Source organism: Ruegeria sp. YTSC004, from assembly GCF_059609805.1.
Map to the genome: position 1 here is coordinate 201,470 of NZ_JBXWMJ010000007.1, position 13,965 is coordinate 215,434.

Genomic DNA, 13,965 nt, shown 5'->3' on the forward strand with positions numbered 1-13,965 from the left:
TTGGAGCGCGGACTGGCGCAGTTCGCAATTGAGACGTAGCGGCACCATCGTTGGCCTTACTTGAACTTGTCCATCAGTTTTTGCATGGCGGACCTGGTGTCCGCCTCGGGTTCAGGCGTAGCTGCAGCGACCGATTTCGAGGAGGCCGCAGCGGTTTTTGATGACCGTGGCGGTGCGGTGCGCAATGCGACCGCGTTCATGAATCTGCCACCATCGCCATCTGCCAAATGACCGGCACCGTCGGAAACCCCCCGCAAGACGTCTTCCAGCCAATCCGAATCTGCCTTGGCAAAGTCACTCAGGACATAAGGCGAGACCAGTTCTTTGCGGCCCGGATGCCCAATGCCCAGACGAACTCGATCATAGGCCGGGCTGATATGGTCATGGATCGACCGCAGACCGTTATGCCCGGCGTGACCTCCACCTGCTTTCGCACGCACCTTACCGGGCGCAAGATCCAGCTCGTCGTGAAAAACGGTCACATCTGTCGAGTCCAGCTTATAGAAGCGCATGGCCTCACCCACGGATTGACCCGAGCGGTTCATGAAGGTTTGTGGCTTGATCAGCAGCACCTTTTCCGAGCCCAACCGCCCCTCGGCGATTTCTGCCTGGAACTTTGATTTCCACGGGCCGAAACCGTGATCGTCGGCAATCCTGTCCAGTGCCATGAACCCGATATTGTGCCGGTTCCGGGCGTATTTCTGCCCCGGATTTCCCAGTCCGACAAAAAGTTTCATGACTCTGCTCTGCGCCTCCTAGTAGGACTTGCCCCTCATGCCCCGAAATGGATCGAAAATCCAGTGATGGCAAGGTGCAAAAGACGAGCTTCAGCCTTTGGGCGTGTACCAGATCGGAGAGGTATAGGCGCGTTCGGTTGTGGTCATCGGCACGTCGGCATCCATCTGGACGTTGAACCTTTTGGCCTCATAGGCCGTCCAGCGCGGCGTCGGGATTTCGATGACGCGGACATAGTAGAAGGCCCGCTGCGACGGGTCGAAATCCGGGTCCTGCCAATAGGTGATCAATTCCGGTGCACCAATTGTGTTGGTCCAAGTCGCGTTTCCCACATCGACCGTGTTCCCGACCAAAGGCAATTTTCCGTCTGCGTCGGGCACACGATCTCCGCCCCATGCCACGTCATAGACCTTTTCTCCGCGCGTCCCGTCTGCGTTCAGCCACCCTTTGATGACCTGTACACGGTCGAGATTGCCGCTATAGGGGTCTTTCAGCGCTGCGATCAGGAAATTCGGTGCACCGTCGCCGGTTCTGGCGGGTAGATCCGAACCCATCGGTACGCCCTTAGCGTAGCCAAGATCGGCAGGCAGGCGAGACAGAGCATCTTCTTCTGCAAAATCCCAGCCGCCGAAGAACCGCACCAGCATACGCGAACCGGTGGTGCCGTAGACTTCGCGCCGCTCGAGCGCGTCAAAGATCGCCTCGCGGGTATTCTCCATGGCCCAAACAGCAGCATATCCACCCGAGGCCTGTTTCCAGCCATAGATTGAGAACTCGGGGTCGGGGGCTTCGATAACCAAATGTTCCCAGCGGTTTGGCTCCGGTTCCACGCCGGAATGCTTGCCAAAGAAGTTCTCCTCTTCCACGGCTGCCATGCCAGTATGCGCGTCAGTCGAACCAATCTGACCGACCTTGTAGGGGTTGATGCCCAGTTGTTCTTCCAGCATCAGACCGGTTTTGTAAGCCTCGCGGGAATACTCGTATTGCAACATGTCCTGAGTTTTGGCTTCGGTCCCGTTCAGGTTTGACGCGTCCCACGTGTCAAAATCCGCGAATTCGTCATCGGGGCTGAGAAACGGATGCGCTTCACTGTCACCTTTGATCTGCGTAGTTTCGATGACCGGTTCGAACCGTGCACGCAGGCGCGCGTTTTCTTCCGATAAGGGCGTCCCGTCAAAGTTCGAAACTGAAAACAAGCGACCATTGGACAGGTTGCCATTATGGGGAATTGCAAGCACGTCACCGCCTGTCCGATCCTCATAGTCGGCCAGGTGTGCCCATAGGTCTTCAGGGTTCTTACTGTCGAATTGCGAGAACGGAAGTACCTGATTGGCGTTGGCCGCAGCATCCCGGAAGATCACGTTGCGGTGGATGTTGTCTCCGCCCTCAGACGTCCACTCGTAACCGATTAGAGCGGTAAAGACGCCGGGCTCGTTGTACTGGTCCGCAAGGGCCGTATAGTTCTGCCAAGCGTCCTTGATGGCTTTGGGATTGTCGATCGGGGGCTCATTCCCGGACAACGACGCCACGATTTCCATAGCGGTGGCAAAGACAATGTCGTTGTCGTTGCTGGTAAGCGCGTCGTACCAGGCTTTGCCTTGCGGGGTCGACAGAACATTCTGATCCCCGCCAAGTAACTGGGGCATTAGCCCATACATTTCGGCATGGTCCGAGACTACAAGCCAATCCAGTGGTTGGGAAAGCTTTGCCTGCAATCCATGCGTCGTAGTGACTTCGTGGCCTCGCGCGAACCGAAACGCGTCCTCTTGGCTAAGACGGGTCATGGTTCCGGCGTCAACGGACACCTGGGTATGAAGATGTGTGTCACCCCAAAGCGGTCGGGTCGGAAAGTTTCTACCGGCATATGGCGAGAAATGATCAGACGTGAAACGTTCAGCAACGTCATCCTTACTGGGCAGAGTGTCCTGCACTTGCGCAGTGACCGAAGATCCGAAACCGACGCTGACGGCCATTGAAATTAGGGCTGGTAGAAAATTTGATTGGGGTCTCATGATCGCGTGCTACGCTGAACTATTCGATGAGCTGGTGGCATTCCAATTGGGCCACTGGCAGCGAACTTAGCACAGTCTGCGATCAAATGCGAAAATGTGCATTTGAAAAAAACGGGGCTCCGATGGAACCCCGTTTCATTTTCAGTACAGTTAAGCCTGAACTTACTCTTCGGCTTCCTGACCGACGACTTCAACTTCGTCTGCGGCCACTTCACCTTCTTCACCCTCTTCGTCGTCGCTTGTCGACAAACCAGTCGGTGCCGAGATGTTCGCGATCACGAAGTCACGGTCGATAGTCGGCTTGGTGCCTTCGGGCAGATCGACCGACGAAATGGTTACAACGTCGTTGATGTTCATGCCGGTCACGTCAACGGTGATTTTCTCAGGAATATCACCTGCGGTGCACATCAGTTCGACCTCTGGACGGACAACGGTCAGAACGCCGCCCTTCTTGATGCCGGGTGCTTCTTCCTCGTTGATGAACTCAACCGGGATGAACAGCGCGATTTTGGTGGTGCGACGCAGGCGCATCAGGTCCAGGTGGGTCGGCAAGTCTTTGACGACGTCACGTTGAACGTCGCGGCAGATGACGCGAACGTCTTCCTGGCCTTCAACCTTCAGGTTCCACAGGGTCGACTTGAACCGGCCAGCTTTCAGGCGCTTGAACAGTTCGTTGAACGGGATCTGGATCGGCAGCGGTTCTTTGTCGCCACCAAATACGATGCCCGGAACCATGCCGTCGCGGCGTGCCTGACGAGCGGCGCCCTTGCCTGTCCCCGTCCGTTCCAGAGCTACGAGATCAGGAATCTCTCCAGCCATGATAATTCTCCAATGTTAGGGCGGGCATCCTCCAAGGCTGTATGCCCGCGTGAAGCCGCGTCCTTAGCTTGAATTGTCAGGTTTGAAAAGGGGTTTTTCGCGGTCTTCATACTTTGCGAGGCTCTGCCTCGCGCTCCGGGATATTTGGGGCCAGATGAAGATCGGATCCCGTGCTTCATCTGGCAGAAAATATCTCGGGGGAATCGCAGCTTGCTGCGGTGGGGCAGAGCCCCCTTTGAAATGGTTTGCTGGAAGGTTTTGCGAGATCAGGCTTGCCATCGGCCGCCGAAACCCTCGGGGATCAGCAGGTTGTGACGACCCAGACTGCTCACATTCCGCTCGCCGCACAGGGCCATCGTGGTGTCCAGCTCTTTGTGGATGATATCCAGCGCAGTCGTGACACCTTGTTGGCCCATCGCACCCAGCCCATAGACAAAAGCGCGACCGATGTAAGTACCCTTGGCCCCAAGTGCCAGCGCTTTGAGAACGTCCTGCCCGGACCGGATGCCACTGTCCAGATGGACTTCGACGTCATCACCAACTGCGTCCATGATTTCAGGCAAGACACGGATCGAACTGAGCGCTCCATCCAACTGCCGCCCGCCGTGGTTTGAAACAACGATGGCATCTGCGCCCAGTTTAGCTGCCATCCTGGCGTCCTCGGCATCCAGAATACCTTTCAGGATCACCTTGCCGCCCCACTGCTCCATCAACTTTTCGACCTTTTTCCAATCGAGGCTGGGGTCGAATTGCTCGGCCGTCCACGCGCCCAGCGATGAGGCATCAGAAACGCCTTCGGCATGACCAACGATATTGCCAAACTCGCGCCGATGTGCGCCCAGCATTTCTATCCCCCAAGCCCATTTGGTCATGAGGTTTGCAATTGTCTTGGCGGTCAGTTTCGGCGGCGCGGACAAGCCATTTTTCAAATCTTTGTGGCGCTGCCCCAGAATTTGCAGGTCCAGGGTGATCACCAATGCGGAACATTTGGCATCCTTGGCGCGCTGGATCAGGCGACCGACGTAATCCTGATCCTTCATTGCATAAAGCTGGAACCAAAAGGGTTTGCTTGTATGCCCTGCGACATCCTCGATCGAGTTGATCGACATGGTCGACAGGGTGAAAGGCACGCCGAACTCCTCGGCAGCCTTTGCGGCCTTCATCTCACCGTCCGCGTGCTGCATGCCTGTCAGGCCAACTGGGGCCAGAGCCACCGGCATCGCAACATCCTGTCCGATCATCTGCGTTGCAGTCGAGCGCCCGTCCATATCCACGGCGACCCGCTGGCGCAGCCTGATATCTTCGAAATCCGAGCTGTTCTCGCGGAAGGTTTGTTCTGTCCAACTGCCGCTTTCGGCATAGTCGAAAAACATGCGCGGCACGCGGCGTTCGTAGATACGTTTCAGATCGTCGATATTGGTAATGACGGGCATGAGGTTCGGCCTTCGCAGTATTGGTGATGTTTGTTACCAACCATTTGAGGCCCTCGCAACGTTGGGACGTTGTGAGGCAACGTCACGTATCCCGGGGCAACAAAAAACGCGGCCGGACAGGGCCGACCGCGTTGAAAATTGATCAGGTCTCAATCAGGCTGAGTGTGCGCCGTCAGCCAGAGATTTTACGAAATCCAATACTTCGCCGGTGGGCTTGCCCGCAGCGATCTGGCTGACGATAGCAGAGCCGACCACTGCACCATCAGCAACAGTTGCGATTGCCTGTGATTTTTCAGGTGTATTGATTCCGAACCCGACGATCACTGGTAAATCGGTTGCAGATTTGATGCGGGCGACCTCGGGGCCAACATTTGTAGCTTGGGCTTCGGCCGCACCGGTAATGCCGGTGATTGACACGTAATACACAAAGCCCGATGTGTTCTGCAGAACGCGGGGCAAGCGCTTGTCATCGGTGGTCGGCGTGGCCAGACGGATAAAGTTCAGACCTGCGGCTTGTGCGGGCAGGCATAGCTCTTCATCTTCTTCTGGTGGCAGGTCGACGACGATCAGACCGTCAATTCCGACCTCCTTGGCATCTGCAAGGAACTTATCGACGCCGCGGTTATAGATCGGGTTGTAGTAGCCCATCAGCACAATCGGAGTGGTATCGTCGGTCTCGCGGAAGGCGCGGGCCAGATCCAAGGTTCGCTGCAAGGTCATTCCACCGTCCAGTGCGCGCTGACCGGCGGCCTGGATCGTCGGGCCGTCTGCCATTGGATCGGTAAAGGGCAGGCCCAGTTCGATGACATCGACACCTGCGCCGGGCAGGCCCTTCACGATCTCAAGCGAAGTCTCAAAATCTGGGTCTCCGGCCATGATGTAGGCGACGAACGCCTTCTTTCCCTGTTCTTTCAGAGAGGCGAACTTGGCGTCGATACGGGTCATAAGCTGTCCTTGCAATCAGGTTCAGACCTGATGTGCAGAAACTTTGAAAAGAAATCAATCCCGGTTCGCAGCGCAGCCCCTAGAACGCAAGGTGGTATCGCAACAGCACGGAATTGACGCCCGGGTTTTCCTGTTGCGTGCTTGCATTCGATTTATGCGTAATCGCAACAGAGACTTTGTTGCCGTTGTTCAGCGTATAACCGACGCCCAACAGGCTGCGGATCTGGAAACTGCCGCCCAGGTCGTTCAATTCCTCTGATTCAGAGAAATAGCCGGGCATGACGCTGCCCTCTACGAACCAGCGTTCAGCGAAAGTGTATGTACCGATCAGGCCAGCACCCACATGAACGTCACCGGCTTCGTCCACGGTCAGCGCACCACCCCATGTCGCGGACAGGCGCGTTGCCTCGTAGAAAGGGCGATGATGGTATTCGACCGAAAAGGCGGCCTGGTCTTTTGCGTCACTTTCGGAAAAATCTGCATATCCGGCACCGAAGACAACTGATTGTGCGTGTGCGGAGGTCGTGGCGAAAAGAACCCCAAGGGCAAGAACGAAAGATCTCATGTCAGCATTCACTATTCAATTTTTCTAAATGGCTAATTGGTGATTCTAGTGCTCTCGTTTCAATGTGCGCAAGCGCACAAAGCCGTGACAATCAATTGTGTTGTCAAAACGCTCTTGCGTACCTAATGCGCCCGCTGGCTTGCGCATTGTGCCCGACCTGCATAGAAGCTGCGCTCGAATGCTATGCAGGAGGCCGTCATGGGCTTTAAAATGGGAATCGTGGGTCTGCCGAATGTGGGTAAGTCGACCCTCTTCAATGCGCTGACCAAAACCGCAGCTGCGCAGGCGGCGAATTTCCCGTTCTGCACGATCGAACCCAATGTGGGCGATGTGGCCGTCCCCGACGACCGGCTAGACCAGTTGGCCACCATCGCAAGCTCCAAGCAAATCATTCCGACGCGCATGACCTTTGTGGATATTGCGGGTCTGGTGAAGGGTGCCTCGAAAGGTGAAGGGCTGGGCAACCAGTTTCTGGCGAACATCCGTGAAACCGACGCCATTGCCCACGTGCTGCGCTGTTTCGAAGATGGCGATGTGACCCACGTGGACGGCCGCGTTGATCCTGTGGCCGATGCCGACACCATCGAGACCGAACTGATGCTGGCCGATCTGGAGAGCATCGAAAAGCGCCGCGCCAATCTGGTGCGCAAGCTGAAAGGCAATGACAAAGAGGCGCAGCAGCAGGAACGCTTGCTGGCCGAGGCGCAAGCGATGCTGGAAAACGGCAAACCCGCGCGTCTGGTCGAAGTTTCCGACGAAGACGCCAAAGCATGGACGATGCTGCAGCTGCTGACCACAAAACCGGTTCTCTATGTCTGCAACGTGTCCGAGGAAGAAGCCGCCGAGGGTAACGAATATTCCGCCCGCGTGGCTGAAATGGCCGCAGCGCAGGGCAATTCCCACGTCATCATCAGCGCCAAGATCGAAGAAGAGATTAGCCTGCTGGAAGAAGACGAGGCGCAGATGTTCCTAGAGGAAATGGGTCTGGAAGAGCCAGGCCTCGACCGTCTGATCCGTGCCGGCTATGACCTGCTCAAGCTGGAAACCTATTTCACAGTCGGCCCGAAAGAGGCCCGCGCCTGGACCATCCGCACCGGCACCGCTGCGCCACAGGCCGCTGGTGTGATCCATGGCGATTTCGAAAAAGGTTTCATTCGCGCTGAGACGATCGCCTATGACGACTATATCGCCGCCAATGGCGAACAGGGCGCGAAAGAGGCGGGCAAGATGCGGGCCGAGGGTAAGGGCTACATCGTCAAAGACGGCGATGTGATGCACTTTTTGTTCAATACCTGAGCGCCGATTGACCCTGCGTGAAGCGGACCATTCAGATGCGTCGAGCATCGCTGCGATTTCGATTGAAGTCTGGATTGGCACCTATCTCAAACGCGGGGTTAGCGGTTTTTTTGCGGATTACGCGCTGACCGAGTTCACGCCAGCGCGTATCGGTGCCCTGATCAGCGATCCGGAAGAGTTCATTCTGGTGTCGAATAATTCACAGGGGATCGACGGGTTCATTCGCGTCTCTCCGGTCTGTGATGCCCCTATCGCGGGGTGGTCGGGTATGGAAATTTCGACGTTCTATGTTCAGCCGCGTCATCACGGCAAAGGGATCGGCACGCGCCTGCTTGCGGCAGCGCTGTCGCATTGCCGAGAGCAAGGGACCGATTCCGTCTGGTTGACCACCAATGCAGAAAACGATCCGGCCATCGCCTTCTATCTGGCAAATGGGTTTGTACAGATTGGCGAGACCCAGTTCCGGATTGCAGACCAGGGCTATCTCAACAATGTCTATGCCTTGTCTTTGACCTGAACACATCGCTTTCCCCCAACGTAAAAGCCGCTAATCTGGGTTTCTGGCCTCACCTTGGGATACCGAAACATGATCGAAATCCGCGACCTGCAATTGCTTAGCGCCTTGGCCCGGCATCGCCATTTTGCCAAAGCGGCCGAGGAATGCGGAATTTCTCAGCCAGCGTTTTCCATGCGTATTCGGAATCTCGAGGACCGGCTGGGTATCTCAATCGTGCGCCGCGCCAACAGGTTTCAGGGCCTGACTGAAGAAGGCGAGATGATCGTCCAGCGCGCGCGGCGCATTCTGGATGAGACAAAGGCGCTGGAACAGCAGGTTCTGGCCTCGAAGGGAGAGATTACCGGGACACTCAAACTGGGTGTAATCCCAACCGCGATTGCCTTTACCGGACGGCTGATCAAGCGGCTGCATCAGGCGCATCCGCGCGTTGTCACACGGATCGAAACCATGTCGGCCTCGTCCATTCAGCACCGGTTGGACGAAGGTAGTCTGGATGCGGGTATCACCTATGGCGACAGCATTGGCACCGACCTGCGGCAGGTTCAGCCGTTGTACGAAGAGACTTACGTGCTGTTGATCCCGTCGCATATGACCGAAGAAACCGGGCCGATCCCGTGGACACAGGTCGCCGAGTTTCCACTCAGCCTGCTTGAGCCGCAGATGCAGAACCGTCGCATTCTGGACCGCATCTTCGCTGAGCAGGGTCTCCACCCCCAAGTGGTCGCTGAAACCAGTGGCTTTACTGCCTCAATGGTCATGGCGCGTGAAGGGCTGGCAGCCACAGTTGTCCCCCGCGTTCTGGTGCGTGCGCTGGGTGATCTTAAGGGGACGCGTGTGCTGCCTCTGGTCGATCCTGTTGTAAGTAAACCGATTTGTCTGGCCACCTTAAGCCGAGACCCGGAATTGCCAACGGTTGGTGCTTTGCGCGCTGTGGTGACGTCTTTACGGTGATAAGGTGTCGTTATCGTGCGATAGCGATAAGAGATTTGACGATATGCTATTCTGATGAGACACGGAGCCTCAATCGGAGGGCATCATGGCACCATTAGATACCAAGCCATCAGGCGCACCCAAGGGCGTCTGGAAGTCAGGTAAAGGCAAAGGGCGGCACACGCCCAAAGGCCGTCAGTTCACGGATGAGGCGCAGACCGAGATTGCGCGCCTGTTGGGCGACCGCCCGCGCCGCCGCGACCTGCTGATCGAATTTCTGCATTTGATTCAGGATGAGCACGGCCATATCAGCGCTGATCACATCGCCGCGCTGGCGATTGAGATGCGGATCGGTCAGGCAGAGATCTATGAGACCGCGACGTTTTACGCCCATTTCGACGTGGTGAAAGAAGGCGAGGTGCCTCCGCCCGCGCTGACGATCCGTGTCTGTGATTCTCTCTCCTGCGAAATGGCCGGTGCCCAGCAGTTGCAAAAGGCCCTGGAAGATGGCTTGGACGCATCCGAAGTGCGTGTGGTGCGCGCGCCCTGCATGGGGCGTTGCGATACGGCCCCGGTGCTTGAGATTGGTCACAACCACATCGACCATGCGACCCCGGAAAAGGTGCAGGCCGCAATTGCCGCCGGTGATACTCACGCCCATCTGCCCGATTACGAAACCTTTGCCGCCCATGAGGCAAACGGCGGTTACGCCAAGCTGAAAGAGCTGCGCGAGAGCGGCGACTGGGAGAAAGTACAAGAAGACGTTCTGTCCTCAGGCCTGCGCGGTCTGGGTGGTGCTGGCTTCCCGTCCGGCAAGAAATGGGGCTTTGTTCGCATGAACGAAGGCACCCGCTATCTGGCCGTGAACGGTGACGAGGGCGAACCCGGTACCTTCAAAGACCGTTATTATCTAGAGCGTGCGCCGCATGTTTTCCTTGAGGGTATGCTGATCGCTGCTTGGGCGGTCGAGGCAGAGACGTGCTTCATCTACATGCGTGATGAATACCCTGCGGTGCTGGAAATCCTCGCCCGCGAGATTGCCGCGTTGGAAGAGGCCGGGATCGTCGAAAAGGGTTACATTGACTTGCGCCGGGGTGCTGGTGCTTACATCTGCGGTGAAGAATCCGCGATGATCGAGTCGATCGAGGGTAAGAAGGGCCTGCCGCGCCACCGTCCTCCGTTTGTGGCGCAGGTTGGGGTCTTTAATCGTCCGACCTTGGTGCACAACGTCGAGACGCTGTATTGGGTCTCAAAGATCTGCCGCGAAGGGCCGCAGATTCTGAACTCTGTCGAAAAAAATGGTCGTAAGGGCCTGCGCAGCTATTCAATCTCGGGGCGGGTGGCCAAGCCGGGTGTTTACCTGCTGCCGGCGGGTTCGACCATTTTGGACGTGATTGAGGCCGCTGGTGGCATGATCGAAGGTCAGACCTTCAAAGCGTATCAGCCGGGTGGTCCATCCTCGGGCCTGCTGCCTGCGTCGATGGATGATATCCCATTGGATTTTGACACGCTGCAGCCACATGGCACCTTTATTGGATCAGCCGCTGTGGTGGTTCTGTCCGATCAGGACACCGCACGCGATGCCGCGCTGAACATGCTGCGCTTCTTTGAGGATGAAAGCTGTGGCCAGTGCACGCCATGCCGGGCGGGCTGCGAAAAGGCCGTGAAGCTGATGCAGGCTGACAAGTGGGATCAGGATCTTCTGGAAGATCTGTGCCAGGTTATGGGCGATGCCTCGATCTGCGGTCTGGGGCAGGCGGCCCCGAACCCGATCCGCCTGGTCATGAAACATTTCGCTGACGAAATCTGAGGGAGACAGAGCCATGCTTGATGCAAGCCCAACCAAGACCGTCACCTTCAACCTGAACGGCGATGACGTCACCGTGCCCGAGGGCTGGACCATCTGGGAGGCGGCCAAGGGGCAGGGATTTACCATTCCGCACCTCTGCCACAAGCCGCAACCGGGCTATAAACCCGACGGCAATTGCCGCGCCTGTATGGTCGAGGTGGAAGGCGAGCGCACTCTGGTCGCCTCGTGCATCCGTCCGGCTGCGGACGGAATGGTGGTAAAAACCGATAGCGACAGGGCCGAGAAATCGCGCGCAATGGTCATGGAATTGCTGGTCGCCGACCAACCCGAAGAGGCGCACGATAAATCCAGCCACTTCTGGGATATGGCCAAGCTGAACGATGTCAGCGACAGTCGCTTCCCGGCGAAAGAAGCCGAGAAAATCCCTCTGCTGGATGACAGCCACGTTGCAATGCGCGTCAATCTGGACGCCTGCATCAACTGCAACCTCTGTGTCCGTGCTTGTCGCGACGTGCAGGTCAACGACGTGATTGGCATGGCTGGACGCGGGCATACCGCGCAGGTGGTGTTTGACCAGAACGACCCGATGGGGGATTCGACCTGTGTCGCCTGTGGTGAATGTGTTCAGGCCTGCCCGACAGGTGCGTTGATGCCAGCCACTGTGCTGGACGATCAGCAGCAGGGGGACAGCAAGGATTACGATAGCGAAACCGAAAGCGTCTGTCCGTTCTGCGGCGTCGGCTGTAAGGTTTCGCTGAAGGTCAAGGACGGCAAGGTCAAGTATGTCGAAGGCATTAACGGCCCAGCAAACGAAGGCCGCTTGTGTGTCAAAGGTCGCTTTGGCTTTGACTATATCCACCACCCACACCGCCTGACCAAACCTCTGATCCGGCGTGAGGATGCGCCTGCAAAGGGGTTGAATGTCGATCCGGGCAATCTGGGCACTCATTTCCGCGAGGCGACCTGGGAAGAAGCAATGGATCTGGCGGCCACCAAGCTGAAAGCGCTGCGTGATGAAGATCCGCGCAACGTCGCTGGCTTTGGTTCGGCCAAATGCACCAACGAAGAAGCCTATCTGTTCCAGAAATTCATTCGTCAGGGCTTCAAGCACAACAACGTCGACCACTGCACCCGTCTGTGCCATGCCTCGTCCGTGGCGGCGCTGATCGAGAACGTGGGCTCGGGCGCGGTGACGGCCACCTTTAACGAGGTCGAGAACTCGGATGTGGTTATCATCATCGGGGCCAACCCAATCGAAAACCACCCCGTGGCGGCAACCTACTTCAAGCAGTTCACCAAGCGCGGTGGCAAGCTGATCGTGATGGACCCGCGCGGCGTCGGTATGCGCAAGTTCGCAGACGAAATGCTGCAGTTCCGTCCGGGGGCGGATGTCTCGATGCTCAACGCGATCATGAACGTGATCGTCGAAGAGGAACTGTACGACAGCCAGTACATCCACCGCTGGACCGAGAACTGGGAAGCCGAAAAAGAGCATCTGCGCGCCTTCACACCCGAGGCGATGGCGCCGATCTGCGGCATTGAACCGGATCAACTGCGCCGTGTCGCGCGTACCTTCGCGCAGGCCAAGGCTGGTCTGATCTTCTGGGGTATGGGCGTCAGCCAGCACATTCACGGCACCGATAATTCCCGCTGCCTGATCTCGCTGGCATTGATGACCGGCAATGTTGGTAAACCCGGCGCGGGTCTGCACCCGCTGCGTGGCCAGAACAACGTGCAAGGCGCGTCTGACGCGGGTCTGATCCCGATGTTCCTGCCGGATTATCAGTCGGTTATGGATGACGGCATTCGGGCCAAGTTCAACAATGTCTGGGACTCGGACGACTTCTCTAACGAGAAGGGCCTGACCGTCACCGAGATCATCGATCAGGCCTATGCGGGCAACATCAAGGGCATGTATATTCAGGGCGAAAACCCGGCCATGTCCGACCCGGATGTTGGTCACGCACGGGAAGCATTGGCCAAGCTGGAGCTGATGATCGTGCAGGATATCTTCCTGACCGAAACGGCCAACTATGCCGACATCATCCTGCCCGCCTCGGCGCTGTATGAAAAGAACGGCACCGTGTCGAACACCAACCGTCAGGTTCAGCGTGTGCGTCCGGCTGTGGCACCTCCGGGCGAGGCGCGTGAGGACTGGAAAATCACCGTCGAGCTTGCGCAGCGCATCGGGCTGAACTGGGACTACACGGATGTGTCTCAGGTCTTTGCCGAGATGAAGCTGACCATGGCGTCACTCGACAACATCACCTGGGAGCGGCTTGAGACCGAGACGATCACCTATCCATCGCTCAGTGAGACCGATCCGGGTCAGGCGATCGTGTTCGGTGACGGCTTCCCGCGGACAGACGGACGGGCCAAGTTCACCCCGGCCAGTGTCATCCCGCCGGATGAAGCGCCGGATGAGGAATACCCGATGATTGCCACAACCGGCCGTCAGCTGGAACACTGGCACACCGGGTCGATGACCCGCCGGTCCAACGTTCTGGATGCTGTGGAACCGGAAGCAAACTGTTCGATGAACCCGCGCCAGCTGAAACTGATGGGGATCGAGCCGGGCGAAATGATCCGTCTCACCACGCGGCGCGGCTCGATCGAAATTATGGTTCGAGCCGACCGGGCGATCGCCGAAGATATGGTGTTCATTCCGTTCGCCTATGTCGAGGCGGCGGCGAATATCCTGACCAACTCGGCCATCGACCCGTACGGTAAAATCCCTGAGTTCAAGTTCTCGGCCATTCGCGTCGAAAAGATCGAAGACGCCATCGCGGCGGAGTAAATCCGTCACATACAGTCTTGGAAAGGCGGCCTATTGGGTCGCCTTTTTCTTTCCTTGACAGCAGCTTACCTGCGGCCAACCCTGTCACCGTTCTTGGTGGAGGAGT

General features: G+C 57.4%; 11 protein-coding genes. 5 read left to right on the forward strand and 6 right to left on the reverse strand.

The genetic code is table 11. The annotated features are described in order from the left end of the window. Positions 1 to 56: 56 nt before the first annotated feature. The 6 genes from pth to AC2FFP_RS14385 all read right to left on the reverse strand — a co-directional run bounded on the left by pth (position 57) and on the right by AC2FFP_RS14385 (position 6,509). The gene (gene pth / locus AC2FFP_RS14360; protein WP_496726824.1) at positions 57 to 737 is read right to left on the reverse strand and encodes an aminoacyl-tRNA hydrolase; all 681 of its coding nucleotides are present in this window, start codon (positions 735 to 737) and stop codon (positions 57 to 59) included. Positions 738 to 827: 90 nt separating this feature from the next. Beyond that, positions 828 to 2,708, reverse strand: coding sequence for a DUF3604 domain-containing protein (locus AC2FFP_RS14365; protein WP_496767098.1), 1,881 nt, complete (start codon positions 2,706 to 2,708; stop codon positions 828 to 830). A gap of 201 nt (positions 2,709 to 2,909) precedes the next feature. Then, complete coding sequence (locus AC2FFP_RS14370; protein WP_496767097.1) at positions 2,910 to 3,566, reverse strand: 50S ribosomal protein L25/general stress protein Ctc; 657 nt, start codon at positions 3,564 to 3,566, stop codon at positions 2,910 to 2,912. 266 nt (positions 3,567 to 3,832) lie between these two features. Continuing rightward, the gene (locus tag AC2FFP_RS14375) at positions 3,833 to 4,999 is read right to left on the reverse strand and encodes an alpha-hydroxy acid oxidase (protein ID WP_496740172.1); all 1,167 of its coding nucleotides are present in this window, start codon (positions 4,997 to 4,999) and stop codon (positions 3,833 to 3,835) included. Between the two features lie 153 nt (positions 5,000 to 5,152). Next, the gene (trpA, locus tag AC2FFP_RS14380) at positions 5,153 to 5,944 is read right to left on the reverse strand and encodes a tryptophan synthase subunit alpha (protein WP_496726827.1); all 792 of its coding nucleotides are present in this window, start codon (positions 5,942 to 5,944) and stop codon (positions 5,153 to 5,155) included. A 79-nt stretch (positions 5,945 to 6,023) separates the two neighbouring features. Beyond that, a complete protein-coding gene (locus tag AC2FFP_RS14385; RefSeq protein ID WP_496779541.1) occupies positions 6,024 to 6,509 on the reverse strand; it encodes an acyloxyacyl hydrolase in 486 nt (161 codons plus the stop codon). 198 nt (positions 6,510 to 6,707) lie between these two features. Here AC2FFP_RS14385 and ychF point away from each other — a divergent pair, with 198 nt between their 5' ends. The 5 genes from ychF to fdhF all read left to right on the forward strand — a co-directional run bounded on the left by ychF (position 6,708) and on the right by fdhF (position 13,859). Next, the gene (gene ychF, locus AC2FFP_RS14390; RefSeq protein ID WP_496844475.1) at positions 6,708 to 7,805 is read left to right on the forward strand and encodes a redox-regulated ATPase YchF; all 1,098 of its coding nucleotides are present in this window, start codon (positions 6,708 to 6,710) and stop codon (positions 7,803 to 7,805) included. A gap of 7 nt (positions 7,806 to 7,812) precedes the next feature. Continuing rightward, a complete protein-coding gene (locus tag AC2FFP_RS14395; protein WP_496844476.1) occupies positions 7,813 to 8,322 on the forward strand; it encodes a GNAT family N-acetyltransferase in 510 nt (169 codons plus the stop codon). Between the two features lie 69 nt (positions 8,323 to 8,391). Beyond that, a complete protein-coding gene (locus AC2FFP_RS14400; RefSeq protein ID WP_496844478.1) occupies positions 8,392 to 9,273 on the forward strand; it encodes a LysR family transcriptional regulator in 882 nt (293 codons plus the stop codon). Between the two features lie 85 nt (positions 9,274 to 9,358). Then, complete coding sequence (locus AC2FFP_RS14405; protein ID WP_496767090.1) at positions 9,359 to 11,062, forward strand: NAD(P)H-dependent oxidoreductase subunit E; 1,704 nt, start codon at positions 9,359 to 9,361, stop codon at positions 11,060 to 11,062. Positions 11,063 to 11,075: 13 nt separating this feature from the next. Beyond that, on the forward strand, positions 11,076 to 13,859 hold the full coding sequence (gene fdhF, locus AC2FFP_RS14410; RefSeq protein WP_496767089.1) for a formate dehydrogenase subunit alpha: 2,784 nt from the start codon (positions 11,076 to 11,078) through the stop codon (positions 13,857 to 13,859). Positions 13,860 to 13,965 lie beyond the last annotated feature (106 nt).

Coding starts and splice junctions, on each gene's coding strand:
- trpA (WP_496726827.1), bottom strand. CDS start 5,944: ATGACCCGTATCGACGCCAAGTTCGCCTCTCTGAAAGAACAGGGAAAG.
- fdhF (WP_496767089.1), top strand. CDS start 11,076: ATGCTTGATGCAAGCCCAACCAAGACCGTCACCTTCAACCTGAACGGC.
- AC2FFP_RS14385 (WP_496779541.1), bottom strand. CDS start 6,509: ATGAGATCTTTCGTTCTTGCCCTTGGGGTTCTTTTCGCCACGACCTCC.
- pth (WP_496726824.1), bottom strand. CDS start 737: ATGAAACTTTTTGTCGGACTGGGAAATCCGGGGCAGAAATACGCCCGG.
- AC2FFP_RS14405 (WP_496767090.1), top strand. CDS start 9,359: ATGGCACCATTAGATACCAAGCCATCAGGCGCACCCAAGGGCGTCTGG.
- AC2FFP_RS14365 (WP_496767098.1), bottom strand. CDS start 2,708: ATGGCCGTCAGCGTCGGTTTCGGATCTTCGGTCACTGCGCAAGTGCAG.
- AC2FFP_RS14370 (WP_496767097.1), bottom strand. CDS start 3,566: ATGGCTGGAGAGATTCCTGATCTCGTAGCTCTGGAACGGACGGGGACA.
- AC2FFP_RS14400 (WP_496844478.1), top strand. CDS start 8,392: ATGATCGAAATCCGCGACCTGCAATTGCTTAGCGCCTTGGCCCGGCAT.
- AC2FFP_RS14375 (WP_496740172.1), bottom strand. CDS start 4,999: ATGCCCGTCATTACCAATATCGACGATCTGAAACGTATCTACGAACGC.
- ychF (WP_496844475.1), top strand. CDS start 6,708: ATGGGCTTTAAAATGGGAATCGTGGGTCTGCCGAATGTGGGTAAGTCG.